We start from the raw sequence: 16,109 nt of genomic DNA on the forward strand, positions 1-16,109 counted from the left end.
TACGCATCGTCGCCTTGGTGGGCCGTTACCCCACCAACCAGCTAATGCGCCGCAGGCCCATCCATCAGTGACAGCCGAAGCCGCCTTTCAACTTTTCCACCTGTGTGGAAAAGGGTTATCCGGTATTAGCCACGGTTTCCCGTGGTTATCCCAGTCTGATGGGCAGGTTGCCTACGTGTTACTCACCCGTCCGCCACTCGCGTCACAGGAGCAAGCTCCTGATTCGCGCGTTCGACTTGCATGTATTAGGCACGCCGCCAGCGTTCATCCTGAGCCAGGATCAAACTCTCCATAATTGGAAGTTCTCTGACTCCGTTGCGGTTTTACTTGTCGCCCAAGTTGAATGCCGTAGCATTCGTTTTTATCGGAATTAACGTTGACATATTGTCATTCAGTTTTCAATGTTCTTAATTGATATGAATTAAATGGAGCGGGTGATCGGAATCGAACCGACAACATCAGCTTGGAAGGCTGAGGTTATGCCATTTAACTACACCCGCAGGTTATAATTGGTTTATTGAAATAAGTAATGATGCGGCTGAGAGGACTTGAACCTCCACGGGATTTAACTCCCACTAGGCCCTCAACCTAGCGCGTCTGCCGATTCCGCCACAACCGCATGTTATGTTTTTAGCGACAAAATTCATTATACATTTTGCTGTATTGATTGTCAATAACTTTTTCCGCTCTTTTGCTTCTCGTTTGAGCGACAAAAACTATTATATACTCTGCAGTATCTCAAGTCAATACTTTTGCTAAACTTTTTAAAAGTGACCCGTACGGGATTCGAACCCGTGTTACCGCCGTGAAAGGGCGGTGTCTTAACCACTTGACCAACGGGCCATTGGAATAATGCAACGATATTTATAATAAAGGGTAATGGGTTTAAAGTCAATACGTTTTTAATATATTTTTTACAGGAATTTAATATGACATATCCCCTGGTCTCTTCGGCCATCTTTCTTCATATAATAGTAACTATCCATCAATCAATTGGCTGGAGACCCGGAGCCTTTCTTTACTATGTAGGAAACGCCTGACCAGTTGATAGGATGATCGCATTTCTGAGCTTTACACAATTTTTTCAAATTATTTGGATGGTTATCTGTTGTTTTTTAGACTTAATGTGTTACTATTTATTTATAATCATTCTAAACAAGGATTATAAATATCTTCTTGGAGGGATTTATCAATGGATTTTGAAAACAAGAACAATATGCCTGGTGACGCACGTACTGGCGGCGGCACACATCCGAGGGAACAAGGGAAGGACCAGTCGAGTGATAATCTCACTACTCTATTTGGTGCACCTGTAGGTGATCGCGAAAATTCAATGACTGCTGGCCCGCGTGGACCTATGGTAATGCAGGATCCCTACTTCCTTGAACAGATGGGTCATTTCGACCGTGAAGTCATACCTGAAAGACGTATGCACGCAAAAGGTTCAGGTGCCTACGGTACTTTTACTGTAACTCATGATATCACAAAATATACAAAGGCAAAAATCTTCAGTGAAGTTGGAAAGCAGACTGAAATGTTCGCACGCTTCTCTACGGTTGCCGGTGAACGTGGCGCAGCAGATGCTGAACGTGACATCCGTGGCTTCGCCCTTAAATTCTATACTGAAGAAGGCAACTGGGACCTAGTCGGCAACAACACGCCTGTATTCTTCTTCCGTGATCCTAAGCTCTTCGCAAGCTTGAACCACGTCGTCAAGCGTGACCCTAGAACAAACATGCACAATGCTGAAAGCAACTGGGATTTCTGGACACTGCTTCCTGAAGCACTGCACCAGGTGACGATCCTCATGACTGACCGGGGTATTCCAAAAGGCTTCAGGAACATGCACGGTTTCGGTTCACACACATACAGCATGGTCAATGCAGACAACGAACGTGTTTGGGTCAAATTCCACTTCAGAACTGAGCAGGGCATCGAAAACCTGACAGCTGATGAAGCTGAAGAAGTGATTGCGAAAGACCGCGAGTCTTCCCAAAGGGACCTCTACAATGCGATTGAGGAAGGCAACTTCCCTAAATGGAAGCTATACATCCAGGTGATGACTGAAGAACAGGCTAAGAACCACTACCACAACCCGTTCGACCTGACGAAAGTATGGTACAAAGATGAATTCCCACTCATCCCTGTTGGTGAGTTCGAACTCAACCGCAACCCTGAAAACTACTTTGCAGAAGTTGAACAGGCTGCATTTGCTCCAACAAACATCGTTCCAGGTATCGGTTTCTCTCCTGACAAGATGCTTCAGGGCCGTCTGTTCTCCTATGGAGATACTCAGCGCTACCGCCTGGGTGCGAACCATCATCAGATTCCTGTCAACTCTCCAAAGGCGGCATCCAATGTATGTCCATTCAGCCGTGACGGCGCAATGAGGGTCGACGGCAACCTTGGTGGCCACACGAACTACTATCCAAACAGCTATGATCATTACAAGGATGATGCAAACGCTAAACAGCCGGCGCTTGAAATGGAAGGTCTCGTCTACGAGCACAACTTCCGTGATGATGACGACCAGTACTACGAGCAGCCAGGAAAGCTCTTTAATCTGCAGTCCGATGAAATGAAACAGACCATCTTCAAAAACACAGCAAATGAAATGCAGGGAGTTTCCGACCGCGTAAAACACCGCCACATCAGAAACTGCTACAAAGCAGATCCTGCATACGGCAGAGGCGTTGCCGAGGCAATGGACATCAACATCGACGATGTTGATATGGAAGCAAACGACTAATCAATAAATAAAATCCCAATCGGTCAATGACCGATTGGGATTTTTCTATTTCATGCTCAATGATATCCTGCCCTTTTCGGTATCCACATCCAGAACCTTTACATCGACGATATCCCCAACATTGACGACTTCCATCGGATGCTTGATGAACTTGTTCGTCATTTTTGAAATATGGACCAGGCCATCCTGCTTCACCCCGATATCGACAAATGCGCCGAAGTCCGTCACATTGCGGACGGTACCCGAAAGCTTCATGCCTTCCTTCAGATCCTCGAGTTTAAGGACATCGGATTTAAGCATAGGCACTTCATAGTCGTCACGGATGTCCCGCGTCGGCGCCTTCAGACTGTCTATGATGTCGGACAATGTCGGCACACCTATGCCAAGATCTTGAGCCGTCTTCTCGAGGTCCAGTTTCCCGACCGCTTCAGCAAGCTCCGCCGTACCGAGATCATCCTGGGTCATCCCCATGCGTTCCAACAGCCGATACGTCTCCCCATAGCGTTCCGGGTGTATTGGTGTACGGTCCAGGGGCTCTCCCCCTTCAGGCACACGCAGGAAACCGACACACTGCTCATATGTCTTTGCACCAAGGCGCGGCACCTTCTTTATTTCCTCACGTGATTTGAAACCCTTGTTCTCCTCCCTGTATTTCACGATGTTCCTGCTGATGGATGGAGAGAGGCCTGCCACATGCTGAAGCAGGATATGGGATGCCGTATTCACATTGACCCCCACCTGGTTTACCGACGTCTCGACGACGAAATCCAGCGACTCGTTGAGGAACTTCTGGTTCACGTCATGCTGGTATTGGCCGATGCCGATCGCCTTCGGATCGATTTTGACAAGTTCACTCAGGGGATCCTGAACCCTTCTCGCAATCGAGACGGCACTCCGCTCCTCCACATTGAAATCCGGGAATTCCTCCCTTGCCACATCCGAGGCGGAATAGACGCTGGCGCCCGCTTCATTGACGATGATGAACTGGACATCTAGCGCCTCATCCTTGACGATTTCACTGATGAACAGCTCAGTCTCACGTGAAGCAGTACCATTTCCAATGGCAATCAGTGTGACACCATATTCTTTGATGACCTTCAGGACTTCTCTTTTTGCCGCATCTTGTTTTGCCTGAGGCGGGTGCGGATAGATGACCCCCTTGTCCAGGAACTGTCCCGCTTCATCGATTACGGCAAGCTTGCATCCCGTACGGAATGCCGGGTCTACCCCGAGTATCACATGCCCTTTGAGGGGCGGCTGCAGCAGAAGCCTTTTCAGGTTCTCTTCAAATATATGCACCGCATGCTTCTCACTTTTTTCCGTCAGGCTCTGACGGATTTCCCTTTCGATGGATGGCACGATGAGCCTTTTCAGTCCATCTTCAATCGCCGCCCCAATATAGTTGCGGGTAGTCGAGTCCTTTTTGACCACCTGGTTGCTGATATACCTTTTGAACCTGTCGTTATCGTAATCGAACTTGATGGAGAGTACACCAAGACTCTCGCCCCGGTTGATCGCAAGCACCCTGTGGGGAACGATTTTATCGATGGGCTCACTATAGGCATAGTACATCTCAAAGACGCCATTCGGGTCATCAGCCTTCTTCTTTTTGGAGGTGGTGAGATCTGCCGTCTCCCTGAACACCTTCAATATATATGAACGGTATTTCGGATTGTCCGAAATTTCTTCTGCAATGATGTCCTGGGCCCCACTGATGGCTTCATCTATCGTCTTCACTTCATCGGTGATGAACGCTTCCGCCCTTGCTTCTATATCAGTCGCCTGCTGGTCAAGGATTACCTGGGCCAACTCCTCAAGCCCTTTCCTTTTTGCCTCGGTCGCACGTGTCTTCTTCTTCTGTTTGAATGGCCTGTACAGATCTTCCACCCTGTTGAGTACCGTCTGCTTCAGTATGTCCCGTCTGAGTTCCTCGGTCATCAGGCCCTGCTCTTCGATGCGCCTGATCACTTCAGTCTTCCTTTTTTCCAGGCTTTCCAGATAGGAGAACCGGTCGTATATGGATTTAATCTCCTGCTCATCCATACCGCCGGTCATTTCTTTCCTATAGCGTGCAATGAAGGGGACCGTATTCCCCTCTTCCAGAAGGTTCAATACGCTCCTGATGTATTTCTCCGGCTTATCCACCGTATTTCTGAGCTCTTTAATCAGTACTTCATTCATCTAATCTCTCCTAATTGCTTTGTTGACTGAAAGATTCAGCGTGACCATTATAACATTAAAGACCCCACCCTTAAGGGTGAGGTCCGGTTTGTCTATTCTTTTTCGCTTACTGCCTGGCGCAGTTTGTTGATGGCCGTCCTCTGCAGCCTGGATACATGCATCTGGCTCAATCCGACACGTTCTCCCGTTTCCTTCTGGCTCAATCCTTCCATGAAGGTGAACTGGATGATCTCCCGTTCCCTTTCGGATAGGATCGGGAGGACCTTTTCCAGAATCAGGCGCTTTTCTGAAAGGTCATAATTGTCATCGGACTGGCCCATCACATCGAGAAGCGTCACTGTAGATCCGTCTTTATCAGCTTCGATGGAGTGATCCACACTCAGCGCATTATAGCTCTGGCCCATCTCCATCGCTTCGAGCACATCCTCTTCGGAAACTTCAAGATGCTCGGCAATCTCACTGATTTTTGGTGAACGCTCCAGCCGGTTGGTCAGTTCGTCATTGGCATTTTTGATCTTCGGGCCGATTTCCTTGATCCTCCGCGGCACATGCACACTCCATGTCTTGTCCCTCAGATACCTTTTGATTTCACCGACGACGGTCGGGACGAGGAATGCCTCGAATCTCCGGTCAAAAGAGGGGTCGAAACGCTTGATCGCACCGAGGAGGCCGACCATGCCCACCTGCACAAGGTCTTCATGATGGCTCTGGCCTTTTGAATACCTGTATGCAAGAGATTCGATCAGCTTCTGGTAATGCTCCACGAGTCTCGCCTGAGCGTCCGGATCTTCATCCTCCTGATGACTGCGGATCAGTGCATTGATATCTTCAGCTGTAAGTCCTCTATCGATTGACGATTGTTTCTCCATTCAAATGCACCTGACTTTCATTAATAAACTTCGTCATACTGATTGTGACACCAGGGTCTTTTTTAAGATAGACTTCATCCATTAATGTTTCGATCAAGAATAGTCCCAAACCTCCCTCTCTCAAGTAGTTCACATTTTCATCTTCGGAATAGGGGCCGAGTTCTTCCTTTACTTCCTCATAGTTGAAGCTCTGTCCATGGTCTGCAACGATAATCTCGACTTTATTGCTGTATATTGCGAAGCCGATGAGCACCTCTCCGCTTTCATCTTCACCATAGGCATGCTTGACGGCATTCGTGACCGCTTCCGATACCGCGATCTTCGAATCCTCTATCTGATCGTAGCTCGCTCCCGCCCTTGACAGAACGCCGGAGAGAGTCAGCCTGATCAGTCCAACGTATTCTGCACTGGATGGGAATTTCATTTCTATATAATCATACTGCTGTGGCATTCTATTCAACCTCCGAAGCTTCATTGATATGCATCAGATCTCTGAGCCCTGTAATTTCGAACAGTCTGAGAATCCTCTTCGATACGCCTGTCACATACATCTCCCTATCATGCTGGTTGAGGTCTTTCAATGTACCGACAAAAATTCCAAGTCCTGTAGAATCCATATAACTTACATCTGTAAGATCTATTCTTATGTCGTGACTCCCTGATTGGCGAATCGGTTCGAGGACCTTCTGCAGTTCAGGTGCCGTATAGACATCAAGTTCTCCTTCAAGTACCACTACATATTCCTGTTCCTTCTCCGTTGCATCGATATTAATGTTCATAACAGCCTACACTCCCATTCAACTTGTATACATAAATCCTTTGGATTGTACCCGCTTATCTCAGGTATAAACATATTTTCTTTAATTTTTATTATTTTTTAATATGAAAAGGGTCAAATCATCCTTTTTATGCGGGTTCTGGATCCGCATCAAAGATTCATAGATATATTGGACGATATCCTGTGGATGATACTCCCTGACCTGACGGATCATATCCTTGACGTCCTCGAAGTCGATGAACGTATCATCATGCTTCCTGAGCTCGGTCACACCATCTGTGAAGACGATGATCATGTCCTTCGGTCCTATTTTGGTTTCCTTCTGCTCATAACGGGCATGTTCCTTTACACCCAGGACGACGCCTTTGGCATCAATCTCTTCAAATTCGTCCTCTTCATAGCGATAGATGAGCGCCGGCTCATGGCCTGCGGATGAATAATAAAGCAGGTCCGTATTATGGTCGTAGAGACCATAAAACATCGTGACGAACATATTCTGGTTCACGTTCTTTTCAACAACACGGTTCAGTTTCCTCAGACTGTCGCTCGGCAGCTGGGAATACCCGTAGGAATCCATGCCGAACTTGATCATGCTCATGGCGATGGCCGCAGGTATCCCCTTGCCGATGACGTCCGCTACCGCAAAACTGAGCATGCCATCCTTATGGTCGATGATGTTGAAGTAGTCCCCGCTCACTTTCCTGGCAGGTACACTGATGGCGCCGAGCTCCATCGTTTCGAAAGTAGGAATCTCCGTCTTCAGCATCGTTTCCTGCAGGCTGGAGGCCACATCCATCTCCTTGTCGTGGATCTCAAGCCTGTTCATCATGGATTTATAGTCCCTGTATGTAAACCCGAAAGAGATGATCACTTCCTGCAGTATGTCCAATGACTTCTTCATGAGTGCTGCATCATCGATGCCCATGTCGTCGAGCAGTTCGATATGAAGTGACACGATTTCCTCCGGAGAAGCATCCATTCCAATGACTTCCTCACTGAAGGTCTGGCACTGGTCTATAGCGTCCCCCTGCTCTTCGCCATACAGGTACAGTTCGATGATGTCCCTATAGTTGCTAACAATATTATCAATATACGTCATGTTGGTCACCTCATACTGAAAAAAGACTTTTGCGTACAAAAGTCCATCAGGATTTAGATTGGGATTTCTTCGATTTGGATTTGGATGGCATGAGATCAAGACTGACCATCAGCGCCTTGTCCACTTCCTTCATCTTTTCTTCGTTCAAATATGTAAGCTTTTCCCTAAGTCTTTTCTTGTCCACTGTGCGTATCTGCTCCAAAAGAATGACGGAGTCTTTGTCCAGATTATATGTATCTTTCGAAATTTCCACATGCGTCGGTATCTTGGCCTTATTGATCCTGCCGGTGATCGCGGCAACGATCACTGTTGGACTGTGATAGTTGCCGACATTGTTCTGTATGATGACTACCGGCCTTTTACCCCCCTGCTCAGAACCCTGCACTGGTGATAGGTCCGCAAGATATACTTCTCCTCTTTTCATCTATTCACCATCTTTACTGTAAACGAGGAAATCTTCGTTGCACTGCCAGGCTTCACACTCTAAGTCGTGATTCTCGGACGCAATCGAAAGATTAATCTCACTCATTTCTATATATCCGTGCTCAAGAGAAAGTTCCATGCTGCTAAATAATGTCATATTCGTCATTACCAGACCACTCCCTAGTCACTTCATTAAACTTATGGTAATGATAACATTTATAAATAATCATTACTAGTTTATTTTAAAACTTCATTATTGACAAGGATATCATCCCCGCCCTCATATATACGCGGAAGCCGCCTGGAGAGCATGCACAGGGACTCGTACGGAATGGTATCCACATAATCGCTGTACGCTTCCATCGACTGCTCGGATGAACGGTCCCGCACGATGACATGGACCGGGTCCCCAGCCTTTACAGTGTCCGGCACTCTGATCATGATATAGTCCATGCACACCTTTCCGATTACGGGACACGAGGTCCCGTCAGCAAGTGCCACCCTGTAGCCTGTGCGCGCACGCAGGAAACCATCTGCATAACCGATCGGCAGCGTCGCAACCCTGTCCCCCGCTTCAGCATCATATTCCAGACCATAGCTTACACCCTCACCTGCTTCCAGCACATGGAGGTCCACCACTTTGGTCGTGAATGCAACCGACGGCCTGAGGTCGACCGAGGTTATTTTCCGGATGTAATCCGAAGGATAATAGCCATAGAGGGAGATGCCGACACGGATTGCGTTACAGTAATCGTCATCGATGCGCAGTGCACCTGCGGAATTCTGTATATGGACGAACCGCGGCTTTTTCACTTGGGAGGTGATTGTCTTGAACCTCTCATACTCCATGTCGTTCTGTCCGGAATCGATATCTGCAGAACTGAAGTGGCTGTAGATGCCTTCATATACAAGATGTTCGGATTCTTCTATCAAGTCTATCATCCGGGTAATTTCGTCCGGGTCCGATGTCCCCAGCCTGTTCATGCCGCTGTTCACTTTAATATGGATCCATACTTCCTTGTCATCCATATCCATGACGTTCGACTGCGCTTCCGCGAGCCACTCAAGGTTTGGCGCAGTGATGGCTACGCGATGCTGGATCGCCTTGTTGATGTCTTCCGGGTTGATCGGGCCGAGTACCAGTATCTTCTCTTTGATGCCATGCATCCTCAGTTCGATCGCCTCATCCAGTGTAGCAACCGCAAAGAACTCGGCACCACGTGCCGAAAGGTATTCCGCTACTGCTGTACTGCCAAGTCCATAGGCATTGGCTTTTATCACTGCGATGAACATCTTGCCGGGATGCAGTCTGCTGATGGCCTGGTAATTGTGGTGCACCGCCTCCAGATCGACCTCCACTATGGAATCCCTGTAATATTTTTCTGACATATTCGTACTCCTTATCTTTCGATTATGACTGTGGCCACAACATATGCCTTTGAATGTGAAATGGATACGTGGGCATGCTGGTCATTCACTATATAGGGCTTACCCCCCGCGTCATTGAGGCAGACGATGTCCCTGAAGGCAGCGGCACTTCCGATACCCGTGCCAAGCGCCTTGCTGTATGCCTCCTTGACTGCGAAGCGGCCTGCGAGGTACTCCATTCTTCTGCCCGCGTCGGAAAACTGCCTGTACCGCTCCATCTCTTCAGGTGAGAGTATCCTTCTTGAAAGTCTGTTGTCCTTCTCTTCCACACGCTGTATGCGCTCAATTTCAATTATATCCGTTCCCAGTCCTGCAATCATGTTGTCCGCCTCGTATTCTCATTGATCAGTTTCCTTATCTCGTTCCTTATATTGTCTGCTTCATCGGACTCCAGTTCCGGAATGTGGATGCGTTCGGCTGAAGTCTTCAAAGTGACGCCCTTGAGCCCGTACCGCTTCATCAATGGGCCGACCGTCGTATCAATGTTCTGTACACGGAACAGCGGCACTGCATACTGCTCCTTGAAGAAGATGCCCTGATGTATCCTGATTTCATCCTCTGAGACCCCGAAACGGAAATACTTATACTTCAGCATCGGCAGCAGCCAGACATGGACCACGACGATATAGAGGAAGATGATGAAAAGGATGAGCGAAATCCACCATGGGAACCAGTCCCATACGAAAAGTGACAGGATGAGTGCAGCCACCGCAATCATCAGATCGACTGCCGCTACGATGCCTTCACGGATCCGCCATACTTTAATTGCCTTCGGTGAAATCTTCTGCATTCCGGTGCCCCCTTTCCGCCCATTGCCATATCTTATCGATGTCGCTCCTGTCGATGAACTTGATGGTGGCCCGTGAGCCGAGCATGCCGGCAGCGGTCACCAGGGTGATGATTCCAAGCTTCGCCCGGTGAAGGAAGGGGTTGAACACCCATTCCGCCTCAATCAGCTTCTCATGCTTGATGACATAGTGCGAGCGTTTGAAGAATCCTGCCGTCATCAGGTTGATTTCATCATTCCTTATCGCGTAGCCGCTGTTGTACGCACTGTATATGCCGGAGGCCATGAATACCAATATCAGTACCAGCCCGGCAATCCAGGCGTAGTCGAACAGGAAATACTGGGCGAGCGAGGTGATGATGAGCACCAGCAATGTGACGACCTGGAAATACCTTCTGTATCCGCGGAAGGGAACCTTCCTTTCCGGAACCTCCACATGATAGTTCGGAAAGATATGGTCGACAATCTCATAAAGGCGCGCCTTTTTGATGAAGGGCAGCAGCTCCACTGTACCGTCAATATCCTCGCTGTCGAGCGAGTCGCTCGTAATCGTGACGGAAAGGGAATAGTAGCCGATCATCCTCCTGATGATCGAATCCTTGATGATGATGTTCTGGACCCTGTTGATATTGACGCTCTGATGCTTCTTTTCAAGCAGCCCATATTCGACGACCAGGTCATCATGCTTCATCTTCAGGGTGTAACCGTAGTATTTCACCGTCAGAATAAGGATTCCTAACGCATAGCCGACAATGATGAACAACCCTATCGCAAGGCCCATCGCCAGGGCAAGATTACGGATCGCCCCTTCAAAGTATTCGAAGTAGCGTTCAATCAGGAAGTTTGCTCCAATAAGGTTGAGGAAGCCGAAAAGCAGGGCCAGGAAAGTACCGAGCGCACCGCTTGTCATGCTCATCAGCAGAAGCGACCGGCCGTTCATGCGGTAGAGGGTGTCGAAGCCTGCCGTCTCCCTCTGGTCACTCTCCTCTTCTATCCTTGGCCATTCGCTGTATGCACCGATTTCGACAGTTTCCTCCAGATACGCTTTTTCGTCGTACAGTATCCCCTGCAGGGATTCCGCCTGCGACTTTTTCATCGTGTCGATCTTTATGCCCTCTCCCGGAGTGATCACCTCCAGCTTGACTGCCCCAAAAATCCTGTGGAAGATCGGTTCGCTGAAGTCGATCGACTGGATCCTCCCAATATCGAGCTCCTTCTCATGATTCGTGATGACACCATCCTTGTAGATGAACTTGCCATCTTCGATCCAGAACCTTGTACGGTACTTGTTCAGAAAATCCATGCCGCCGAACAGGACGATTGCAAGGATGAATATTCCACCGATGATCAGTATATACTTCAATGAGATATTTCCAGAGAGCAGAGTCTCCCTCGAATTGAACAGCACAATGATCAGGGGAATCCAAAGATTTTTAATGCCGTTCACCACACTGCCGAGATAGGCGATCGGATGCAGTTTCTGTGGACTATACATCTGTATGCTCCCCCTTCACAAGCTCAATGACCTCTTCTTTCAGAATCGCGGCTTCCTCTATTTTGAGGGGTGGCATCAGCAGGCGCGAACTCGCTGTACTGACTTCCAGCAGTGCCAGATTATACTTCCTTGAAACAGGTCCTGTGGACAGTTTTGCCCCCTGTATCCGTCTCACGGGCACCATTTTCGTCGATACCCTGAAGAAGCCTTTCCTGACGATGATGTGGTCCGTCTTGAGCCTGTAGCGGGTCACTCTGCAGTAGACCAGCGGCCGGACGATTATACCGATGATGAACAGGAAGGTAAGCCACAGGGAGGCACCCCAGTACACCCAGTGCGAAAGCTCAAAATAGAAGGCGGCAGCACTTGCCAGGAGTGCGGCAAATGCCCATATGAGGAAAGTCCAGAAGAACCGCACCCTCATATAGTGGACGACATCATCATGTACTCTTTTCATATTTGCCCCCTGTTGATTTCATATGTATTAATTATACTTTAAATTAAATGGGGAGAATGTTCAATTGTCCCATTACAACATTATAACAATAAAAAGCATCCTCTGCCCCATGGGGGGGCGAGGATGCTCGATGTTTACTTGATATGATCTTTGAAGGTGCGGCCACCCTGACTGCGCTTCTGTCCGCCCTGTGGCTGACGGTTGCCGCCGCCCTGGCGTTTGTGGTTGCGTCCGCCCTGACTGCCCTGGGTGCGTCCTTTGCGGAATGGTTTCTTGCCACCGCCGCCTTGGCCTTTGCCCCGGCGCTGTCCGCCTTTGCGTGTCAGAGGCTTCTCGAATGACAGCTGGATGCTGTCTTCATTTCTGCTGAACAGGAATTCATTGAGGATAGCAGCTACAACTTCCTTCGCTTCACCCTGCTCGAGCAGACGCTCAGCCGTTTCAAATGTGTGCGTATTCTTATTCTCGGATTTCCATTGTTCGATCTTGTTGAATATTTCCTTCTCACGGGACTTCTGGACTTCCTTCTTGAGAGGCGGTCTGAGAGCAGAGATCGTCTTCTTCTTCTCGTTCTCGATCATCCTCAAGTAGTCCATCTCTACCGGATTGACGAATGTAAGTGCCATACCTTCTTTACCTGCACGGCCTGTACGTCCGATCCTGTGTGTATAACTTTCGGCATCCTGAGGGATATCGAAGTTGTATACATGGGAAACGCCGGAGATGTCGAGACCCCTTGCTGCAACATCAGTTGCGACGAGGATATCCAGCGCATCGTTCCTGAACTTCTTCAGAACTTCCAGTCGCTTCGATTGGGTAATGTCACCGTGGAGCCCTTCGGCGCGATAGCCTTTGGCTACAAGTGCACCTGTCAGTTCATCGACACGGCGTTTTGTACGTCCGAAGACGATCGCGAGTTCCGGCTGATGGACATCGAGGAAGTCAGTGAAGACTTCGAGCTTCTCAAGCTCTTTTACGATCGTGTAGTGCTCTTCGATCTGTGGATCGCTTGCGCCACCCTGATCCATCGTCTTGACGATGCTCGGGCTCTTCATGAAGCGTGTGACGAGCTCCTGGATCGCTTTCGGCATCGTTGCGGAGAACAGCAATGTCTGTCTGTCACCCTCTGGAATTTCCGACATGATGAATTTCACATCATCGATGAATCCCATGTTCATCATTTCATCCGCTTCGTCCAGCACAAGCGTATTGATGCTGTCGAGCTTCAATGTTCTGCGTTTGATGTGGTCGATTACACGTCCTGGTGTACCGACGATGATTTCCGGTTTCTTTTTAAGATCCTTGATCTGGCGGTCGATGCTCATGCCGCCGAATATCACGGATACGCCGAGTTTCTTGTACTTGGCGAATTTTTTGAGCTGCTCACTCACCTGAACCGCCAATTCCCTTGTCGGTGTGAGGATCAATACTTGTGTACCTGCCTGCTTCTCTGTGTTTTCTATAATAGGAATACCAAACGCGCCCGTTTTACCAGTACCTGTTTTAGCCTGTCCAAGAATATCTTTTCTTTCCAGAGCAAGTGGAATGCTCTCTTCCTGGATTGGGGTTGGTGTTTCAAATCCTATATCTTCCAGTGATTTTAAGGTTTCATCACTGACACCTAATTGTTTAAAAAACTTCAAATTAGAGTCTCCTTTGACTATTCGTTCTCATTTTCGTTACGCATAACTTCTCAATATTAACATTTCCAGACTAAAAATACAAGCCTGCTTCTATTCCTTGAATAAAAAGCGTTCTGCAGCGATGTTGAGCTCCAGCTGATTCCTGTCTGTAAAAGCAAAAAGGTGCGGTGCATCTTCAATCAGATCCAGTGTGGCATCGGGAATCTTCTTTGCCAGTTCGACGCTGCTTTCGTAGGGTACGAGCAGATCGAGCTTGCCATGGATGATCAATGTGCGGGAGGGGATATGCTCCACCCCATCCTTTTTTGTTTCAACGATGGTCTTGAACTCCTGATAGGCACGAAATGGGATGTCCTTGATGCGCTTCTTTATCTTCTGGTACAGTTTCATCTTCATATGCTCGCTGAAATGGCGCGGGGTCAGATTCAGCCTGTTCAGCTGTGACAGCTTTATATGCTCGAATGCTGGTGCGATGAGCACGAGTTTTTCGACCGGCTCATGCTGGGCGATATGGCTCGCGAATACTCCGCCCATCGAAAAGCCGATGATGTGAACCCGGTCCACACGCTGCTTCAGGGCGTGATACGCATCCAGAGCTTCCGCGTACCATTGGTCTCCTGTCGACGCCTTCAGATCCAGTATGGTGCCATGTCCCGGATATACCGGAAACTCATACTCGAAATCATAGCGTGACTTCAGGTAGTCGAACAATGGTTCAAGCTCGTACCTTCCTCCTGTATAGCCATGGAGGAAAAGTATTCCGATCGGTTTAGATATAATCGTTCACCCTCTCCAGCGCCATACCTCTCGATCCTTTCAGCAGAATCACACTGTCCCCCGTCATCACCTGGGCGAGATGACCGGCGAGTTCTCCGATGTCACCGTAGTGGTGCTTGGCTTCCACTTCTGCATTTTCATGGATGGCTTTCGATGACTCCCCAAAGGTGAACAGATGATCGAAGGTATAGGGCGATTCATTGATATGCTGTGCCACCGACCTGTGCAGTTCCCCTGAATATGAACCGAGCTCCAGGATGTCACCGAGCACGAGGATCCGACTGCCGGTCTCCATGCGGCCGACCGTATCGATTGCACTCTTCATGCTGGAAGGACTTGCATTGTAGGCATCATTGATTATGGTTGCACCGCCCGGGTGGCGCGTCTGTTCCATTCTCATGTCCGTTACAACCAGATCATCAAAATGTTCCTTCACTTCACTGATGTCGAGACCTGCCGCTTCCGCCGCAAGAAGCGCAAGTGTCGCGTTGGACGCATTATGCAGGCCAAGCTGGGGTATGCCCACTTCGAGATCAAGCGGATGGAGTCTGAAGCGCGTACCCTGATCCGTCTGATGGACATCTGCTATCTGCAGATCATTCTCTTTGCTTTCACCTGCGGAACGCACATTGTAGACAGCATTCCGGTCCACAATATCTTCAAGGAGCGGGTAGTCCCTGGAATAGATGAAAGTGCCTGAAGATTTCAATCCATCCACTATTTCATACTTCGCTTCCGCAATATTCTCCCTTGAACCCAGCTTTTCAATGTGGGATTCCCCCACATTCGTGAGTATGGCGATATCCGGGTTCGTCATCCTGCTCAGGAATCGGATATCTCCTTTGGCATCCATCCCCATTTCAAGTATCGAGATTTCAGTGTCCCTATCCAATTGAAGAATGGTGAGCGGCAGACCGATCTCATTATTGTAGTTTCCAATCGTCTTCTTCACTCTGAAGTGAGGGGCAAGGAGGCACTCCACCATATCTTTGGTGGTCGTCTTTCCATTGGAGCCTGTGATGGCGATCACTTTTGGTGAAACTTCCTGCAGATAGCCGCGCGCAAGATCCTGGAGTGCCGTGAGCCCGTCCTCCACATGGATGAGCGGCAGATCCGGATCGACGGCGCCTGGTGCCTGTTCAGTCAGGCTCAACGCCGCACCAGCACGAAAAGCCTGATTTATGAACCGGTGGCCGTCGACATTCTCACCTTTGAAGGGAACGAAAAGGTTGCCTTCTCCAAGCGTCCGTGTATCGATCGACACACCTTTGATCTTTTTGTCCTTCATGGCCTCGGCACGCGCATTCATTTTGCCATCGCATAGTTCTGCAATTTTCTCAATTGTCGTTTCAATCATAAGATTCGTCCAACTCCATCAATTTTTAGTATTGGAAATTATTTTTAATCCGGTTGCATTACTATT

General features: G+C 48.7%; 15 protein-coding genes, 3 tRNA genes and 1 rRNA gene. 1 reads left to right on the forward strand and 18 read right to left on the reverse strand.

Annotation, left to right across the window (positions count from 1 at the left end; translation table 11 throughout):
• The 4 genes from EDC33_RS07105 to EDC33_RS07120 form a co-directional block, all read right to left on the reverse strand.
• Positions 1-296 (reverse strand): 16S ribosomal RNA (locus EDC33_RS07105); the annotation flags it as partial.
• 130 nt (positions 297-426) lie between these two features.
• Positions 427-500 (reverse strand) — tRNA-Gly (locus EDC33_RS07110).
• A gap of 33 nt (positions 501-533) precedes the next feature.
• Positions 534-619: transfer RNA gene (locus EDC33_RS07115), tRNA-Leu, on the reverse strand.
• Positions 620-771: 152 nt separating this feature from the next.
• Positions 772-843, reverse strand: a tRNA-Glu gene (locus tag EDC33_RS07120).
• A gap of 349 nt (positions 844-1,192) precedes the next feature.
• On the opposite strand from EDC33_RS07120, the gene EDC33_RS07125 reads away from it, so the two are divergent.
• The gene (locus EDC33_RS07125; RefSeq protein WP_124010667.1) at positions 1,193-2,749 is read left to right on the forward strand and encodes a catalase; all 1,557 of its coding nucleotides are present in this window, start codon (positions 1,193-1,195) and stop codon (positions 2,747-2,749) included.
• Positions 2,750-2,794: 45 nt separating this feature from the next.
• Here the strand turns inward: EDC33_RS07125 and EDC33_RS07130 are convergent, their stop codons facing one another.
• From EDC33_RS07130 to EDC33_RS07195, 14 genes are all read right to left on the reverse strand, one after another.
• Positions 2,795-4,930, reverse strand: coding sequence for a Tex family protein (locus tag EDC33_RS07130; RefSeq protein WP_124010668.1), 2,136 nt, complete (start codon positions 4,928-4,930; stop codon positions 2,795-2,797).
• Between the two features lie 92 nt (positions 4,931-5,022).
• Positions 5,023-5,799, reverse strand: a complete 777-nt coding sequence (sigB, locus tag EDC33_RS07135) for an RNA polymerase sigma factor SigB (protein WP_040105920.1) — start codon at positions 5,797-5,799, stop codon at positions 5,023-5,025.
• Positions 5,774-6,250, reverse strand: coding sequence for an anti-sigma B factor RsbW (gene rsbW / locus EDC33_RS07140; RefSeq protein ID WP_040105921.1), 477 nt, complete (start codon positions 6,248-6,250; stop codon positions 5,774-5,776). The genes sigB and rsbW overlap by 26 nt, the downstream gene beginning before the upstream one ends.
• Position 6,251: 1 nt before the next feature.
• Complete coding sequence (locus EDC33_RS07145; protein ID WP_040105922.1) at positions 6,252-6,578, reverse strand: anti-sigma factor antagonist; 327 nt, start codon at positions 6,576-6,578, stop codon at positions 6,252-6,254.
• 81 nt (positions 6,579-6,659) lie between these two features.
• Positions 6,660-7,667, reverse strand: a complete 1,008-nt coding sequence (locus EDC33_RS07150; protein WP_371128700.1) for a PP2C family protein-serine/threonine phosphatase — start codon at positions 7,665-7,667, stop codon at positions 6,660-6,662.
• 55 nt (positions 7,668-7,722) lie between these two features.
• Positions 7,723-8,100, reverse strand: a complete 378-nt coding sequence (locus tag EDC33_RS07155; RefSeq protein WP_094906411.1) for a type II toxin-antitoxin system PemK/MazF family toxin — start codon at positions 8,098-8,100, stop codon at positions 7,723-7,725.
• A 236-nt stretch (positions 8,101-8,336) separates the two neighbouring features.
• Entirely contained in the window at positions 8,337-9,488 is a 1,152-nt protein-coding gene (alr, locus tag EDC33_RS07160; protein WP_124010669.1) for an alanine racemase, read from the reverse strand.
• Between the two features lie 11 nt (positions 9,489-9,499).
• Complete coding sequence (gene acpS / locus EDC33_RS07165) at positions 9,500-9,847, reverse strand: holo-ACP synthase (RefSeq protein WP_040105926.1); 348 nt, start codon at positions 9,845-9,847, stop codon at positions 9,500-9,502.
• The gene (locus EDC33_RS07170) at positions 9,844-10,317 is read right to left on the reverse strand and encodes a PH domain-containing protein (RefSeq protein ID WP_124010670.1); all 474 of its coding nucleotides are present in this window, start codon (positions 10,315-10,317) and stop codon (positions 9,844-9,846) included. The genes acpS and EDC33_RS07170 overlap by 4 nt, the downstream gene beginning before the upstream one ends.
• Positions 10,289-11,809 (reverse strand): PH domain-containing protein, encoded by a 1,521-nt coding sequence (locus EDC33_RS07175; protein ID WP_124010671.1) that lies wholly within the window; start codon positions 11,807-11,809, stop codon positions 10,289-10,291. The genes EDC33_RS07170 and EDC33_RS07175 overlap by 29 nt, the downstream gene beginning before the upstream one ends.
• Complete coding sequence (locus EDC33_RS07180; RefSeq protein ID WP_124010672.1) at positions 11,802-12,266, reverse strand: PH domain-containing protein; 465 nt, start codon at positions 12,264-12,266, stop codon at positions 11,802-11,804. Before EDC33_RS07180 ends, EDC33_RS07175 begins: the two co-directional genes overlap by 8 nt.
• A 134-nt stretch (positions 12,267-12,400) precedes the next feature.
• The gene (locus tag EDC33_RS07185; RefSeq protein WP_040105930.1) at positions 12,401-13,909 is read right to left on the reverse strand and encodes a DEAD/DEAH box helicase; all 1,509 of its coding nucleotides are present in this window, start codon (positions 13,907-13,909) and stop codon (positions 12,401-12,403) included.
• A gap of 90 nt (positions 13,910-13,999) precedes the next feature.
• Complete coding sequence (locus EDC33_RS07190; RefSeq protein ID WP_333907770.1) at positions 14,000-14,689, reverse strand: alpha/beta hydrolase; 690 nt, start codon at positions 14,687-14,689, stop codon at positions 14,000-14,002.
• Positions 14,679-16,043: a UDP-N-acetylmuramoyl-tripeptide--D-alanyl-D-alanine ligase gene (locus EDC33_RS07195; RefSeq protein ID WP_124010673.1), complete on the reverse strand. Its 1,365-nt coding sequence runs from the start codon at positions 16,041-16,043 to the stop codon at positions 14,679-14,681. Before EDC33_RS07195 ends, EDC33_RS07190 begins: the two co-directional genes overlap by 11 nt.
• Between the last annotated feature and the right edge of the window lie 66 nt (positions 16,044-16,109).

This window comes from Salinicoccus roseus (assembly GCF_003814515.1).
GTDB lineage: Bacteria > Bacillota > Bacilli > Staphylococcales > Salinicoccaceae > Salinicoccus > Salinicoccus roseus.